Raw genomic sequence first — 15,449 nt, forward strand, 5'->3', positions numbered from 1 at the left:
CCGGATTCCGCGGCACGAGGGGCTCCCCGGTAGTCTAGGAGTGTGACTCCCGAAGAACTCTCCCGCGCAATATCCGCCTGCCTGAAAGACGCCGTTGCCGCCGGCGACATCGCCCTTGCCGAGGCAGCGATACCGGACTCCGTCCTGGTGGAGCGTCCGAAGAACCGGGAGCACGGTGACTGGGCCACCAACATCGCCCTGCAGCTGGCAAAGAAGGCCGGAACCAACCCGCGCGAATTCGCCACGCTGCTCAGCGCGCGGCTTAAGGACATCAACGGCGTCGACGGTGTGGACATCGCCGGTCCCGGCTTCCTTAACATCACGGTTGACGCTGCCGCCGCCGGAGCGCTGGCCAAGGCAATCGTCGAAGCGGGCAGCGAGTACGGCACCAACGCCGCGCTAGCCGGCCACACCGTTAACATGGAGTTTGTCTCCGCCAACCCCACCGGGCCGCTGCACATCGGCCACACGCGCTGGGCCGCGCTGGGTGACTCGATCGCCAGGGTGCTTCGCGCCTCGGGTGCCGACGTCACCGCCGAGTACTACATCAACGACGCCGGCTCCCAGATGAACGTCTTCGCCAACTCGGTGCTGTCGCGCCTGCACGGCCGCGACGTGCCTGAGGGCGGCTACCCAGGCGAATACATCCGCGACCTGGGCCACGATGTCCTGACCCGGCACCCGGACATCCGCGAACTGACGGATGCCGCGGCGCTGCCCGTGATCCGGGCCGCGGCCTACGAGGCGCAGCTCAAGGACATCAAGGACACCCTGGCCGACTTTGGGGTCGCCTTCGACGTGTTCTTCTCCGAGCAGGAACTTCACGACGCCGGCGCGATCGAAAGTGCCGTTGCCCGACTTCGCGAGCAGGGCCACGTGTTCGACGACGGCGGTGCCGTCTGGCTGCGCACCACCGACTTCGGTGATGACAAGGACCGTGTCATGATCCGTGCGAACGGCGAACCGACCTACTTCGCCGCCGATGCCGCCTACTACCTGTCCAAGAAGGACCGCGGCTACACGGAAAAGATCTACCTCCTGGGAGCCGACCACCACGGCTATATCAACCGGCTCAAGGCCATCGCCGCCGCGGCCGGCGACGACCCCGAGGTCAACATCGAGGTCCTGATCGGCCAGCTGGTATCCGTCAACGGCGCCAAGCTGTCCAAGCGCGCGGGCAACATCATTGAGCTCAAGGACCTGATCTCGTGGCTGGGAACGGACGCGGTCCGCTACTCGCTTGCACGCTTCCCGGCCGACTCGCCGCTCACCTTGGACCCCGAGCTACTGAAGAAGCACTCCAACGAGAACCCCGTGTTCTATGTGCAGTACGCACACGCCCGCTCCCGCGGCACAGCGCGCAACGCCGTGGCTGCCGGAGTGGACCGCAGCGCCTTCGACGCCTCCCTGCTGGACCACGCTACGGAAAACGAACTGCTGTCCTACCTGGGCAGCTACCCCTCCATCGTGGCCAAGGCAGCCGAACTGCGGGAGCCGCACCGCGTGGCCCGCCACCTGGAGGTCATCGCCGGCGCCTACCACCGCTGGTACGACGCCTGCCGTGTGGCCCCCATGGGCGACGAAGCCGTCACGGACACCAACCGCACCAGGCTGTGGCTCAACGACGCCACCAGCCAGGTGTTGGCCAACGGACTCGAACTGCTGGGCGTTTCGGCGCCGGAACGGATGTGATCAGCTTGCCGGAAATCAGCAACAGTGCCGCATTCAAGAACCCAGCATCCAGCAGCGCAGCCTCTCCGCTGGCTCCGGAGTGGCTGGCCGTACCCTCGGACCTCAACGCCCTCCACGCCCCCGTGTGGGCCGGCGGCGTGGAACGGAACGCCGGCGGCGAACTGGCCATTGACGGCCTCCCGGTCAGCGACCTCAAGGAACAGTTCGGCACGCCCCTTTTCGTCATGAGCGAATCGGACTTCCGGGCCCGCGCCCGCGCCTTCAAGGACGCGTTCGACGCAGCCTTTGCCGACATCTGCGGGGGAGTGGACGTCTACTACGCAGGCAAGTCATTCCTCTGCACCGCGGTCGCGGCATGGGTGGCCGAAGAAGGGCTGCGGCTGGACACGTGCTCCGGCGGCGAACTTGCCGTCGCCGCCCGCGCCGGCATCGACGGCGCCAACCTCTCGCTGCACGGCAACAACAAGTCCGACGCCGAGATCAACCGGGCGCTGGACATGAACCTCGGCCGCATCGTGGTGGACAGCCTGGACGAGCTGGAGCGCGTGGCAAAAATCGCCTCCGGCCGCGGGGACACCGCAAAGGTCATGCTGCGGCTGACGCCCGGAGTGCACGCCCACACCCACGAATTCATCGCCACCGCCCACGAGGACCAGAAATTTGGCCTCTCCATGGCGGAGGATACGACCGACGAAGCAGGCCTGTCTGCCGCCGAGGAGGCCGTGGCCGCGGCAACGTCCTATGACAGTGTGGAGCTGCTGGGCCTGCACTGCCACATCGGTTCGCAGATCTTCGAACCGGACGGCTTTGCGCTGGCCGCCCAGAAGCTCCTGACCTTCCTCGCCGCGGTGCAGGCCAAATATTCCATCACCCTGCCCGAGCTTGACCTCGGCGGCGGCTACGGCATCGCCTACACGCCGGTGGACACGCCCCGCCCGGCAGCGGACATCGCGCAGGCGATGGCCGCCGTCGTGCGTTCCAAGTGCGCCGAACTGGGCATTACAGCCCCCCGGATTTCCATCGAGCCTGGCCGTGCCATTGTAGGCAGCAGCACCTTCACGCTGTACGAGGTGGGCACCCTGAAAACCGTCCGGGTGGACGCCCCGGCCGCCGGCGCCGGCGAAACAGCCGGTAAAAACGTTACGCACCCGCGCCGCTATGTGTCAGTGGACGGCGGCATGAGCGACAACGCCCGTCCAGTGCTGTACGACGCGGATTATTCAGCCATTCTCGCGTCGCGGACCTCCGCAGCGGCCCCGCAGCTGTCCCGCGTAGTGGGCAAACATTGCGAGAGCGGCGACATAGTTGTTAGAGATGTATATCTGCCCGAGGACGTGGCAGCCGGTGATCTGCTCGCTGTACCGGGGACCGGCGCCTACTGCTGGGCCCTGTCAAGCAACTACAACTATCTGGCCCGGCCGGGCGTTGTCGCTGTGCGCGACGGATCTGCCCGGCTGATTGTCCGCGGGGAAACCGAAGAAGATCTGCTGAACCGCGACATGGGAGCCTGAATGACCGAATTGCGAACCCTGAAAGTGGCCCTGCTGGGCTGTGGCAACGTCGGGGCTCAGGTGGCGCGGATTCTGATCGACGACGCCGGCACCCTGGCGCCGCGCACCGGCGCACGCCTGGAACTCGTCGGCATCGCGGTGCGGAACCTCGACGCCGAGCGCGAGGTGGACCTCCCGCGCGAGCTGTTCACCACCGACGGTGAAACGCTGGTCAAGGACGCCGACCTCGTGATCGAGCTGATGGGCGGCATCGAGCCCGCCCGCTCGCTGATCCTGTCCGCCATCCAGAACGGCGCCAGCGTGGTCACGGGCAACAAGGCCCTGCTTGCCGCCGACGGTCCGGCACTCTACGAAGAAGCGGACAAGGCCGGCGTCGAGCTGTCCTACGAAGCCGCCGTGGCAGGCGCCATCCCCATCCTGCGTCCCATCCGCGACAGCCTGTCCGGTGACCGGATCACCCGTGTGCTGGGCATCGTCAACGGCACCACCAACTTCATCCTGGACCAGATGGACTCCACGGGCGCGCAGTTCGCGGACGCACTGGCCGAGGCCCAGCGGCTCGGCTACGCCGAAGCTGACCCGACGGCCGACGTCGAGGGCCACGATGCTGCCGCCAAGGCCGCGATCCTGGCATCCCTGTCCTTCCACACCCGCTTTGACCTGGAGCACGTCTACTGCGAGGGCATCACCCGCGTCAGCGCCGCCGACATCGCCGCCGCGAAGGAAGCGGGCTTTGTCATCAAGCTGCTGGCCATCGCCGAGAAGATCGGCAATGGCGACGGCAGCGAGGGCGTTTCCGTGCGCGTCCACCCGACGCTCCTGCCGCGCGAACACCCGCTGGCAGCCGTCCGCGGTGCCTTCAACGCTGTCTTCATCGAGGCGGAGAACGCCGGTGAGCTGATGTTCTACGGCCAGGGTGCCGGCGGAACCCCGACGGCGTCTGCCGTGCTGGGCGACCTCGTCTCGGCCGCCCGCCGCATCGTCCTGGGCGGTCCCGGCCGCATCGAGTCCACCACCGGCCACGTCCCGGCGCTGCCTATCGATGCCGCGATCACCAGCTACTACATCGGCCTGGACGTTGCGGACCAGCCCGGCGTGCTGGCGAAGATTGCCCAGCTCTTCGCCGAGCACGGCGTCTCCATCGAAATCATGCGCCAGACCATCCACCGCGATGCCGACTCCAACGTGGAATCGGCCGAGCTGCGGATCGTCACCCACCGCGCAAGCGAAGCTGCACTGGCAGCGACCGTCGAAGCCGTGAAGGGCCTTGATGTGATCAATTCCGTTACATCCGTACTGCGGGTAGAAGGAGCTTAAGTGGCTCACCAATGGCGCGGTGTCATCCGCGAATACGCTGACCGTCTGCCCGTAACGGCGGCCACCAGGGTCATCACCCTCGGCGAGGGCGGTACGCCCCTGGTCTACGCCCAGAAGCTGTCCGAGCTGACGGGCTCGGACGTCTACCTCAAGGTCGAGGGCATGAACCCGACCGGTTCCTTCAAGGACCGCGGCATGACCATGGCCATGACCGCGGCCGTGGAGGCCGGGGCCAAGGCCGTGGTGTGCGCCTCCACCGGAAACACATCAGCCTCCGCCGCGGCGTACGCCACCGCCGCCGGCCTGACGTGTGCCGTGCTGGTGCCCGAAGGCAAGATCTCCATGGGCAAGCTGAGCCAGGCCATCGCGCATGGTGCCACGCTCCTGCAGGTTGACGGCAACTTCGACAACTGCCTGGACATCGCCCGCAAGCTGGGCGAGTCCTACCCGGTGTTCCTGGTCAACTCCGTGAACCCGGCCCGCATCCAGGGCCAGAAGACCGGTGCCTTCGAGATCGTCGACGCCCTGGGCGACGCCCCGGACATCCACGTGCTCCCGGTCGGAAACGCAGGAAACATCACGGCCTACTGGAAGGGTTACAAGGAGTACGCCGCCCCGTTCGAGTCCGAAACCGCCGGGACGCTTGCTCCCGTCGCCACTAAGACCCCCGCCATGTGGGGTTTCCAGGCTGCGGGCGCCGCGCCGTTCGTGGCCGGCCACCCCATCACGGAACCGGACACCATCGCCACCGCCATCCGGATCGGCAACCCCGCCTCCTGGGACGGCGCCATTGCGGCCCGTGACGAGTCCGGCGGATTCATCGACTCCGTCACCGACGACGAAATCCTGGCCGCCCACCGCTGGCTGTCCTCCCGCGAAGGCGTCTTCGTGGAACCCGGCTCGGCCGCCGGCGTCGCAGGCCTGCTCAAGAAGCACGCCGCAGGTGAGGTGCCGTCCGGCAAGACCATCGCCATCACCGTCACCGGCCACGGTCTCAAGGACCCGCAGTGGGCCCTCAGGACCGAGGACGGCAGCGATGTCCAGCCCGTCAAGGTGTCCAACGACGTCGTGACCGTTGCCGCAGAACTGGGACTGGAAGACAAATAACAGTGGAAACCATGCTGCCGCAGACCACCCAGCTGCCCGCCATCCAGGCCGGGCAGCAGGTGACGGTCCGGGTTCCGGCCACCAGCGCCAACCTCGGTCCCGGCTATGACAGCCTCGGGCTGGCACTGACCCTGCACGACACCCTCACCGTGGAGAGCCTGGACAGCGACGAGCTCGTCTTCGAGCTCAGCGGTGAAGGTGCGGATTCCCTTCCGCGGGACGCCAGCCACCTGGTGGTCCGGGCGATGAATGCCGCCTTCGGGCGGCTGGGCTACCGCCACACGGGCCTGAAGATCACGGCGGAAAACGTCAATCCGCACGGCCGTGGTCTGGGCTCGTCGGCGTCCGCAGTCGTGGCAGCCGTGACCGCGGCCAACGCGATGCTGCCGGCGGGGGAGCAGCAGGACCGGAACTGGATCCTGCAGCTGACCAGCGAGATGGAAGGCCACCCGGACAACGTCGCTCCGGCGATCTACGGCGGACTGGCACTGTCGTGGCAGGACAGTGACCAGTACAGCAGCACGTGCGCCACCGTGGACGCGGCCGTCATCCCCATCGTGGCAGTTCCGGACTTCGAGCTGTCCACCGAGGCCGCGCGCGCTTTGCTGCCTGCGTCCATCGGCCATCACGCGGCCGCGATGAACTCCGGCCGTGCAGCACTTCTCATCCATGCCCTGACGCAGAAGCCTGAATTCCTGCTCGCCGGCACCGAGGACTTCCTGCATCAGAGCTACCGTGCTGAGGCCATGCGGCCCAGTGCGGCCCTTATCCGGGCCCTGCGCACTGCCGGCCACGCTGCCGTTGTCTCCGGAGCTGGACCCACGGTTCTGGTCCTGGCCAACGGCGAGGCGGAAGCAGCCGCCGTTCTGGAATTCATAGCCTCGTTTTCCGAGGCAAACACGCCGGACATCAACTGGCGTGTGATGAAGCTGGCAGTCGACGTCGAAGGTGCTAAAGTGGGAGTGCACCGGCGGTAACACCGCATGCAGTCCCCGCAGTCAGCACCGCATTCACTGAGCCATCACAGCATTCATTGATGCAGCCCGACGGCGACTCTGCAGTCGAGAGGGCCCTGCAGCCAAGAGACCGTGCAGTCACCGACTCCGAAAATGGCCTTAACCGGTCATCGGGTCAGAATCTGCTTCGATCTGCTGCTGCTGCTTCGATCTCTTACTTGCGCGATATTTTCCGGTGCCACCTGCTTGGCCTGGCCAGGAACCTACAGATGTGTTTCTGTTCCCTGAACCGCCAGTCCGCCGCCCCGCCAGCTATGCGGAGCGTTTGAAGGTGATCAATATCCGGCCCTGCTGGCCGAACTCCAACCGGCAAGGCCGAACATCGCGGCTGCAGATCTGAACTGCAGCCCAGATCCAATCATCGCGTCCAGCTCACAGTCTGGACGCCGTCGAGGGGGAAGGATCCTTCGTGACCGAAACCACTGAGCTGTCGCCAGCTGTGGACATATCATCTTCTGCTTCCGGATCGTTGACGGAAGCGCCCGCCAAGAGCAGCGGCCTTGCCGGCCTGAAGCTCGCCCAGCTGCAGGCCCTCGCCAGCCAGCTCGGTATCTCCGGCGGATCCCGCATGCGCAAGGGCGACCTGGTGTCGGCTATTTCCGCGCACCGTGCAGGCACGTCCGCCACCGCCACCAAGGCGCCGGCACGGACCTCCGCAAAGGCCGCTGCAGCCAGCGCGGCAGCCCCGGCTGCCGAAACCGCCGCAGCAGCCCCGGCCGCGGAAGCAGCCGAGGCTCCGGCCCAGGAAACCCGTGCACGTGGCCGCGGCCGCAGCCGCCGGGCAGTGAGCGACGGAATTGTTGCCGCACCCGCGACGGAAACCGCAGCCGAGGCACCGGCCGCTGAAGCACCGGCCGCTGCCGTGGCGCCCGTTGCTGCTTCGGCCGAAGGTGCAGCCTCCGCTGAGGCAGAAGGCGCCGAGCGTCGACAGCCGCGCACCCGCAACCGCCGCCGCGGCGAAGCAGCCGCAGCGGCTCCTGCCGAAGCGCCCGCTGCACCCGCCGAAGCAGCCGCCGAGGCACGCGGCAGTGAAACACGCGCTGCTGAAACACGCGGCACTGAAACACGCGGTGCAGACACACGTGGCGCTGAGGCCCGCGGTGCTGAGACCCGCGGTGCTGAGACCCGCGAGCAGGCACCGGAGGGCGAAGCCGGACAGCGCGAACGCCGGGATGCCCGCAGCCGCGGTGGCCGTGACGCCGGCGAAGCTGGCGGACGCGACAACCGCCGTGATGACAGCAGGCGTGACGATAACCGGCGTGACGACAACCGCGACGCCGACGACGACGGCGGCAGCCGCCGCAACCGGCGGAACCGCCGCGACCGGAACGACCGCAACGAGCGGTCCGACAGCCGTGACGGCAGCCGCAACGAACGCTTCCGCGACCGCAATGACCGCCGCCGCGGACGCGCGCAAGGACCGGATGTCGACGACGTCGAGGTCACCGACGACGACGTGCTGCTGCCGGTGGCCGGCATCCTGGATGTCCTCGAAAACTACGCGTTCATCCGCACGTCCGGTTACCTCCCGGGCCCGAACGACGTGTACGTCTCCCTGGCCCAGGTCAAGAAGTACAACCTGCGCAAGGGCGACGCCGTGGTCGGCGCCATCCGTGCACCGCGCGACGGCGAAGACCGCGGCCAGCAGTCCGCCCGCCAGAAGTTCAACGCGCTGGTCCGCGTCACCTCGGTGAACGGCAAGACCGCAGAGGACCTCAAGGACCGCGTGGAGTTCGCCAAGCTGGTTCCGCTGTACCCGTCCGAGCGCCTGCGCCTCGAGACCGACCCCAAGAAGATCGGCCCCCGCGTCATCGACCTGGTCGCCCCGATCGGCAAGGGCCAGCGTGGCCTGATCGTCTCCCCGCCCAAGGCCGGTAAGACGCTCATCCTGCAGTCCATCGCCAACGCGATCACCACCAACAACCCTGAGGTCCACCTCATGATGGTGCTGGTGGACGAACGTCCCGAAGAAGTCACGGACATGCAGCGCACCGTCAAGGGCGAAGTCATTGCCTCCACCTTCGACCGTCCTGCCGACGACCACACCACCGTGGCCGAACTCTCCATCGAACGCGCCAAGCGCCTCGTGGAAATGGGCATGGACGTCGTGGTGCTCCTGGACTCCATGACCCGTCTGGGCCGTGCCTACAACCTGGCAGCCCCGGCCTCCGGCCGCATCCTGTCCGGTGGTGTGGACTCCGCAGCGCTGTACCCGCCCAAGCGGTTCTTCGGTGCTGCCCGCAACATCGAAAACGGCGGCTCACTGACCATCCTGGCGACGGCCCTCGTGGAGACCGGATCCAAGATGGACGAGGTCATCTTCGAAGAGTTCAAGGGCACCGGCAACATGGAGCTCCGCCTGTCCCGCCAGCTGGCGGACAAGCGCATCTTCCCCGCCGTGGATGTCAACGCCTCCGGCACGCGCCGCGAAGAAAACCTGCTCTCGGCCGAAGAGGTCAAGATCATGTGGAAGCTGCGCCGCGTCCTCTCGGGCCTTGAGACCCAGCAGAGCCTGGAACTCCTGACCAACAAGATCCGCGAGACCCAGAGCAACGTCGAATTCCTCATGCAGGTTCAGAAGACGACGCTTGGTGCGAAGTCGGATAACGACAAGTAGCTGAGTCAGGGGCGGGCGCAGGTGCGTTCGTGCGGTGGGTTGCCGCGCGGATGTTCCGCCCCCGCCCCTTCGTGTTGCAGCTGACGTACTGCGTACGTCAGCTGCAACGCTACGACAGGCCCGATGCCACTCCCGGGGCGGAACATCCGCGCGGCAGTTACGGGGCTCGCTCACCGTGGCGCGCCGATTTTGCGCCTGATTAAACTAGGTGCAGAACGAAAGGTTTTGAAAATGTTTGAGTCCGTACAGGGCCTGCTTGATGAGCATGATGCTATTCAGGCTCAGCTTGGGGATCCGGCTGTTTATGCTGACCAGAAGCTGGCGCGGAAGCTGGGGCGGCGGTCTGCTCAGCTGAACGGCATTGTGGAGGCATACCACAAGTGGCATGCGCTGCACGATGACCTCGCGGCAGCCAAGGAGATGGCTGCCGAGGATCCTGACTTTGCTGCCGAGGTGCCTGAACTGGAGGAAGCCCTGGAGGCCGCGGCGGCGCGGCTGACGCGGCTGCTGATTCCCCGGGACCCGGACGATGCCCGCAACGTGATCCTCGAGGTCAAGGGCGGCGAAGGCGGCGACGAGGCGGCACTGTTCGCCGGCGACCTGCTGCGCATGTACACCCGGTACGCAGAGTCCCGCGGCTGGAAAACCGAGATCATCTCCTCCACCGAGTCGGACCTCGGCGGCTACAAGGATGTCCAGGTGGCCGTCAAGGGCAGCTCCAACGATCCCGCCGAGGGCGTCTACGCGCGGCTCAAGTTCGAGGGCGGCGTGCACCGCGTGCAGCGTGTGCCCGTGACCGAATCGCAGGGCCGCATCCACACGTCGGCCGCGGGCGTTCTTGTCCTGCCCGAGGTGGATGAGCCTGAAGAGCTCGAGATCAACCAGAACGACCTCAAAATCGACGTGTACCGGTCCTCGGGTCCCGGCGGCCAGTCCGTCAACACCACCGACTCCGCCGTCCGCATCACGCACCTTCCCACCGGAATCGTGGTGGCCATGCAGAACGAGAAGTCCCAGCTGCAGAACCGCGAAGCCGGCATGCGCGTGCTCCGTGCCCGCATCCTGGCCCACCAGCAGGAACAGATCGACGCCGAGAACTCCGCCCAGCGGAAGTCCCAGATCCGCACCATGGACCGGTCCGAGCGGATCCGTACATACAACTACCCGGAAAACCGGATCGCCGACCACCGCACCGGCTACAAGGCCTACAACCTTGACCAGGTCATGAACGGTGACCTCGAGCCGGTCATTCAGTCCGCCATCGAGATGGACGAGCAGGCGCGGCTGGACGCCATCGGCGACTAGGAGCCCGGGATCACATGACGTCCGAGCACAATTCGGAGCCGGCCCAGTCCCTGGCTGCTGCGGTCCGGGAGGCGACGGAGCGCCTGACCGAGGCCGGCGTGCCCAGCCCCCGGGTGGACGCCGAGTTGCTGGCCGACCATTTGCTGGGCGTGGGCCTGGGCCGGCTGCGGGCCATGATGCTCGGTGATGCGCCAGCCCCTGCAGGCTACGCCGAACTTGTTGCTGAGCGCGCCGCCCGGATTCCGCTCCAGCACATCACCGGCGTGGCGCACTTCCGCTACCTCCAGCTCGCGGTGGGACCGGGCGTGTTCATTCCGCGCCCGGAAACCGAGTCCGTGGTGCAGCTGGTCATCGACCGGCTGCGCGCACTGGAACGTGCCGGCGTGGTCCGCCCCAAGGTGGTGGACCTGGGCACCGGCTCGGGGGCCATCGCCGGGTCAGTCGCGCACGAGGTGCCAGAGGCCGAAGTCTTCGCAGTGGAGTTCAGCGAGTTCGCGCACGCCTGGGCGGCCAAGAACCTCCGGCCGCTGGGGGTCACCCTGCTGCTGGGGGACCTGCGCGACGCCCTGCCGGAACTCAACGGAACGTTCGACGTCGTCGTCTCCAACCCGCCGTACATCCCCGCCGAAGCCATCCCCAACGAACCGGAAGTGGCGCTTCATGACCCGCCGGAAGCACTCTATGGCGGCGGAGCGGACGGCATGGAACTGCCGACGGCGGCCGCGGCCTCCGCGGCGCGGCTCCTGGTTCCCGGCGGCTACTTCGTGATGGAACACGCCGAAGTCCAGGCCGGCTGGATATCGACGATGCTGAAGCGGACGGGGCTCTGGAGCGACGTCACCACGCATTTTGACCTTAACGGCAAGGAACGCGCCACCAGCGCCGTCCTTGCTTTCCCGCCCGCGGAGTAATGAAAGAATGAGGCAGTGACCACTACGTACAACTGCACGGCCGACGACGAGCGGACCGCCGGAATCGCCCACGCACGGCGGGCGATCCTCGAGAAGAAGTGCATTGTCCTTCCTACCGACACCGTCTACGGAATCGCTGCCGACGCCTTTTCCCCGCAGGCCGTCACCATGCTGCTGGTCTCCAAGGGCCGCGGCCGTAACATGCCGCCGCCCGTCCTGATTCCCCGCATGAACGCGCTCGACGGGCTGGCCACCGATGTGTACCCGGATGCCCGCGACCTGGCCGAGGCCTTCTGGCCCGGCGGACTGACACTGATCTTCCACGCGCAGCCGTCCCTCGACTGGGATCTGGGCGAGACCAAGGGCACCGTTGCCCTGCGCATTCCGGACGATGAAGTGGCGATCGACCTGCTGACGGTCACCGGACCCCTTGCCGTGTCCTCGGCAAACCGGACCGGGCAGGCTCCGGCGCAGACGGCCTTTGAAGCACGGTCCCAGCTCGCGGAGTCCGTTGAGGTTTACCTTGAAGGCGGTTTCCGCCCGATCGAGGGGACCGATGCCCGGCCGTCCACTATTGTGGATGCCACATCGTTGCCGCTGCGCGTGGTCCGTGAGGGGGCCATCAGTCTGGAGCGGCTGCGTGAGGTGGTTCCCGGAGTTCTCGACATCAACGGCAATGGCGCGGACGAGGCTGAGCTCACCGGCGCCCCGGAGGACGCTGCTTCTGAGGACGCTGCGCCCGAGAGTGCTGCTGACGCTGCTCTGCAGTCCGACGCCGGCGAAAAGCCCGCAAGCGCCGAATGACGCTGCAGAGGCAAGCTATTCCCGTTCTTGGAGTGGACGCCACGCCCTTGGACGTCGACGGACTCACCGCCGTCCTCAACGGATTCGTGGCTGACGGCACCACCAGGACGGTCGTCGGACACAATCTCCACAGCGTGACGCTTTTCCACTCCGAACCGGAGTTCAGGAAGTTCTACGAGAACAGCGACGTCGTCCTTCTCGACGGCGCGCCCGTCCTCTGGCTGTGGGGGAGGAGCCGCGAAAAGACGGCCCGGGACACAAGGTCCGTCATGGACTACCGGCTTGGTTCAACGGACTGGATTCCCGCGCTGGGCCGGCTCGACGGCCTCCACCGCATCGCCGTCCTTGGTGCCGGTGCGACTGCCAACGCCAAGGCCGTGGCAAAACTGCAGGGCATGGTGCCGGGCGCCACAGTCGCCGGAATGCCGGGGGAGGACTGGGACCCGGAAGTCGAGGAGAAGGCTGCCGCGTGGCTGGCGGAATTCCAGCCGCAGCTGGTGCTGATCGGCCTTGGCATGCCGCTGCAGGAAGAGGTGCTGTGGCGCCGCCTGCCGTCGCTGCCGCCCGCGGTCTACTGCGCGGTCGGCGGAGCCATCGAGCAGATCGCCGGCATCCAGAAGCTGGCGCCCCGCTGGCTTGGCCGGTTCGGGCTGGAATGGGCGTGGCGGCTGCTGCTGCATCCGCGCCGCGTGGCGTACCGGGTGTTTGGCGAGCCGTGGGTCCTGCTGGGACTCCTGCTGCGCCGCCGGCTGCGCGGGCAGGGCTGACAGCCCCTCCCGCCTACGTTAGAACTTCTGGTCCTTCAGCGGGCCAAATCCCTTGCCGCGGAGCCCCGTGGAGAACGCCCGGAACCAGTCCGCCAGCCCGCGGAGATCGCCCCGGCGGAGGAAATAGCCGAGGTAGCCGCCAACATCGGCCACGAGCGACTTCACACGGAAGTGGCGGCGAATAAGGTAGCCGCGGTTGCGGTAATAGTAGTAGCGCTTGAACGCGCCCTCCGGGACGATGACGTGCCAACGGGCACCAAACACGTGCTTCGTTTCGGAAAACGCGTGCGGGTGCATGATCGCAGCCGTGGTGACGGTGCCGAAACGGATGCCTGCCTTGCGCAGCCGGATGGTGAAGTCCACCTCGTCGCCGCGGATGAAGAGGCGCATGTCCGGCAGGCCCACCTTGAAGAAGACATCGGAGCGGATGAGCGCACCGTTGAAGAAATGGCCGTCGTTCGGCAGGAAGCCCACCTTCTCCAGCGCGGACCGGTCGTGGGAGACCTTGCCGTCCAGCCGGAAGAAGAAGGAGAGCTGGTCGGGATGCCCCGGAGCTACCACCAGGGGAACAACAGCCTCCAGATCCCGCGCCTCCGCTTCCCGGATCAGCGTGGCCAGGCATTCGGCGTCCGCCGGCTCGGCGTCGTCGTCCATCATCCAGACCCAATTGGCACCGCTGGCCACGGCCTTGAGCGCGGCCAGGGAGAAGCCGCCCGCACCGCCAAGGTTGGCTTCCGAACGGATGTAGTCCACATTCGCATGCTGGGCGGCCACGTCCTTCGCGGGGACCGTGCCACTGTCAACGAGGCAGATGGTCGACACGCTGGCCGTCTGCCCGTTGATGGCCCTCAGCAGGACGGCGAGCTCATGGGGACGGTCAAACGTCACGGCGGCAACTGCGACCGACACTGGCATTGCGGGGATCCTTTCAGCACAGCCGTCGGCAAGTTTCCCGCCGGCGTAAGGCCGTGTGACGCGAAGCGATGTACCCGTTGGCGTTAGTATCTTGACTAGAGTCCACTGTAATACAGCCCCGTCAGGCACTATGCACTGCCTGTCTGTGCGCGCATGGCGACGGAGAAGTTTCATTTATTGCACGTCAGATCCACACCTATCCAGCCCGCATGGTCCGCCCGGACTGACCCCGAATCCGCATAGCCTGCAGCATGGCGGGAAGCACTGCGCCAGCACCCTGGGAATGGTGGCCGCGCCATGATCATGTACCTGTCCATGATGGTGACGGCGGCGCTCGTGTCCTACGGGGCCACGTGGGGTGCCCGGCTGATCGGTAACCGGCTTGAGCTGTTCGCCCCGATCCGCAGCCGGGACATGCATTCAAGCCCGGTCTCGCGGCTCGGCGGGCTGGGGATCTTCGCCGGCGTGCTGGTGGCGCTGGCCGTGGCAAGCCAATCCTTCTTCGTCAAGGACATCTTCCGGAACAACGGCGCTCCGTGGGGTGTGCTGGCGGGCGCTGGCGTCATCGTGCTGGTCGGAGTGGCGGACGACCTCCTGGACCTTCGCTGGTGGGTCAAGCTGATCGGGCAGTCTCTCGCGGCGCTCGTGGTGGCCGTCTGGGGTGTGCGGATGACCATCATCCCGTTCATTCCGGAACCGATCCGCTTCGACTCGGACCCGATCAACATCGTCCTCACCACCGGCCTCATCGTCGTCACGATGAACGCTTTCAACTTCATCGACGGGCTGGACGGGCTGGCCGCCGGGGTGGCCATCATCGGCGGGTCCGCGTTCTTCCTCACCGCCTACTGGGTTCACCGGAACGCGCCGATCCTGGACCGTTCCGACCTCGCCACGCTGCTGACGGCGGTCCTTGTGGGCAGTTGCCTGGGCTTCCTGCCACACAACTGGTTTCCCTCGAAGATCTTCATGGGCGATTCCGGCGCGATGCTGATAGGCCTGCTGATGGCGTCGGCCGGTGTGGTCTCGACCGGGCAGATCTCCTCCGGCCTTTATGACCGCGTCAACGGTATCCCCACGATCATCCCCATCCTGCTGCCGTTTGCCGTGCTGTTCCTGCCGCTCCTGGACCTGTGCCTTGCGGTGGTGCGGCGCACCGCCGTCGGGCGTTCACCGTGGTCTGCCGACCGCGGGCACCTGCACCACAAGCTCATGGACATCGGTTACTCCCACCGCACCGCGGTCATGCTGCTGTATTTGTGGGCGGCGGTGCTGTCTTTCGGTGGTTTGGCCTTTGCCGTCTACCCCTGGCAGGTTGTGCTGGCCGTAATGGTTGCCGCCACCCTGATCATGGGTCTGGTCACGGCCTGGCCGTACTTGAGCCGCCGTGGCGATGACGCCGGAGTAGGGCCAACACCGCAGTAAGACGCGCTTTTCGGAAAATTTCTATCTCGTGTAGAATTCAGGTGCAGGTCTTTCCTGCACCA

At 66.6% G+C, this 15,449-nt stretch carries 12 protein-coding genes; 11 read left to right on the forward strand and 1 reads right to left on the reverse strand.

The genetic code is table 11. The annotated features are described in order from the left end of the window. Positions 1–42: 42 nt before the first annotated feature. The 10 genes from argS to CXZ05_RS07930 all read left to right on the forward strand — a co-directional run bounded on the left by argS (position 43) and on the right by CXZ05_RS07930 (position 13,047). A complete protein-coding gene (gene argS, locus CXZ05_RS07885; protein WP_102972053.1) occupies positions 43–1,692 on the forward strand; it encodes an arginine--tRNA ligase in 1,650 nt (549 codons plus the stop codon). Between the two features lie 5 nt (positions 1,693–1,697). Continuing rightward, positions 1,698–3,203, forward strand: coding sequence for a diaminopimelate decarboxylase (gene lysA, locus CXZ05_RS07890; protein ID WP_374754637.1), 1,506 nt, complete (start codon positions 1,698–1,700; stop codon positions 3,201–3,203). Then, a complete protein-coding gene (locus CXZ05_RS07895; protein ID WP_102972054.1) occupies positions 3,204–4,520 on the forward strand; it encodes a homoserine dehydrogenase in 1,317 nt (438 codons plus the stop codon). Beyond that, a complete protein-coding gene (thrC, locus tag CXZ05_RS07900; protein ID WP_102972055.1) occupies positions 4,521–5,627 on the forward strand; it encodes a threonine synthase in 1,107 nt (368 codons plus the stop codon). Positions 5,628–5,638: 11 nt separating this feature from the next. Then, positions 5,639–6,604, forward strand: coding sequence for a homoserine kinase (thrB, locus tag CXZ05_RS07905; RefSeq protein WP_102972207.1), 966 nt, complete (start codon positions 5,639–5,641; stop codon positions 6,602–6,604). A 448-nt stretch (positions 6,605–7,052) separates the two neighbouring features. Continuing rightward, positions 7,053–9,260 (forward strand): transcription termination factor Rho, encoded by a 2,208-nt coding sequence (rho, locus tag CXZ05_RS07910; protein ID WP_102972056.1) that lies wholly within the window; start codon positions 7,053–7,055, stop codon positions 9,258–9,260. A 231-nt stretch (positions 9,261–9,491) separates the two neighbouring features. Continuing rightward, positions 9,492–10,565, forward strand: coding sequence for a peptide chain release factor 1 (prfA, locus tag CXZ05_RS07915; protein ID WP_102972057.1), 1,074 nt, complete (start codon positions 9,492–9,494; stop codon positions 10,563–10,565). 14 nt (positions 10,566–10,579) lie between these two features. After that, positions 10,580–11,476, forward strand: coding sequence for a peptide chain release factor N(5)-glutamine methyltransferase (gene prmC, locus CXZ05_RS07920; RefSeq protein ID WP_102972058.1), 897 nt, complete (start codon positions 10,580–10,582; stop codon positions 11,474–11,476). A gap of 15 nt (positions 11,477–11,491) precedes the next feature. Continuing rightward, a complete protein-coding gene (locus CXZ05_RS07925; RefSeq protein WP_102972059.1) occupies positions 11,492–12,280 on the forward strand; it encodes an L-threonylcarbamoyladenylate synthase in 789 nt (262 codons plus the stop codon). After that, on the forward strand, positions 12,277–13,047 hold the full coding sequence (locus CXZ05_RS07930) for a WecB/TagA/CpsF family glycosyltransferase (protein WP_102972060.1): 771 nt from the start codon (positions 12,277–12,279) through the stop codon (positions 13,045–13,047). The genes CXZ05_RS07925 and CXZ05_RS07930 overlap by 4 nt, the downstream gene beginning before the upstream one ends. An 18-nt stretch (positions 13,048–13,065) precedes the next feature. Here the strand turns inward: CXZ05_RS07930 and CXZ05_RS07935 are convergent, their stop codons facing one another. After that, on the reverse strand, positions 13,066–13,962 hold the full coding sequence (locus CXZ05_RS07935) for a glycosyltransferase (RefSeq protein ID WP_102972061.1): 897 nt from the start codon (positions 13,960–13,962) through the stop codon (positions 13,066–13,068). Positions 13,963–14,259: 297 nt separating this feature from the next. On the opposite strand from CXZ05_RS07935, the gene CXZ05_RS07940 reads away from it, so the two are divergent. Then, positions 14,260–15,387, forward strand: coding sequence for an MraY family glycosyltransferase (locus CXZ05_RS07940; RefSeq protein WP_102972062.1), 1,128 nt, complete (start codon positions 14,260–14,262; stop codon positions 15,385–15,387). The last annotated feature ends 62 nt before the right edge of the window (positions 15,388–15,449 follow it).

The sequence above is a fragment of the Arthrobacter sp. AFG20 genome, from assembly GCF_002892795.1.
GTDB lineage: Bacteria > Actinomycetota > Actinomycetes > Actinomycetales > Micrococcaceae > Arthrobacter.

Bases quoted from the DNA above. Each gene is read 5' to 3' on its own strand.
- CXZ05_RS07895 (WP_102972054.1), top strand. From the start codon at position 3,204: ATGACCGAATTGCGAACCCTGAAAGTGGCCCTGCTGGGCTGTGGCAAC.
- thrB (WP_102972207.1), top strand. From the start codon at position 5,639: ATGCTGCCGCAGACCACCCAGCTGCCCGCCATCCAGGCCGGGCAGCAG.
- prfA (WP_102972057.1), top strand. From the start codon at position 9,492: ATGTTTGAGTCCGTACAGGGCCTGCTTGATGAGCATGATGCTATTCAG.
- prmC (WP_102972058.1), top strand. From the start codon at position 10,580: ATGACGTCCGAGCACAATTCGGAGCCGGCCCAGTCCCTGGCTGCTGCG.
- CXZ05_RS07930 (WP_102972060.1), top strand. From the start codon at position 12,277: ATGACGCTGCAGAGGCAAGCTATTCCCGTTCTTGGAGTGGACGCCACG.
- CXZ05_RS07935 (WP_102972061.1), bottom strand. From the start codon at position 13,962: ATGCCAGTGTCGGTCGCAGTTGCCGCCGTGACGTTTGACCGTCCCCAT.
- CXZ05_RS07940 (WP_102972062.1), top strand. From the start codon at position 14,260: ATGATCATGTACCTGTCCATGATGGTGACGGCGGCGCTCGTGTCCTAC.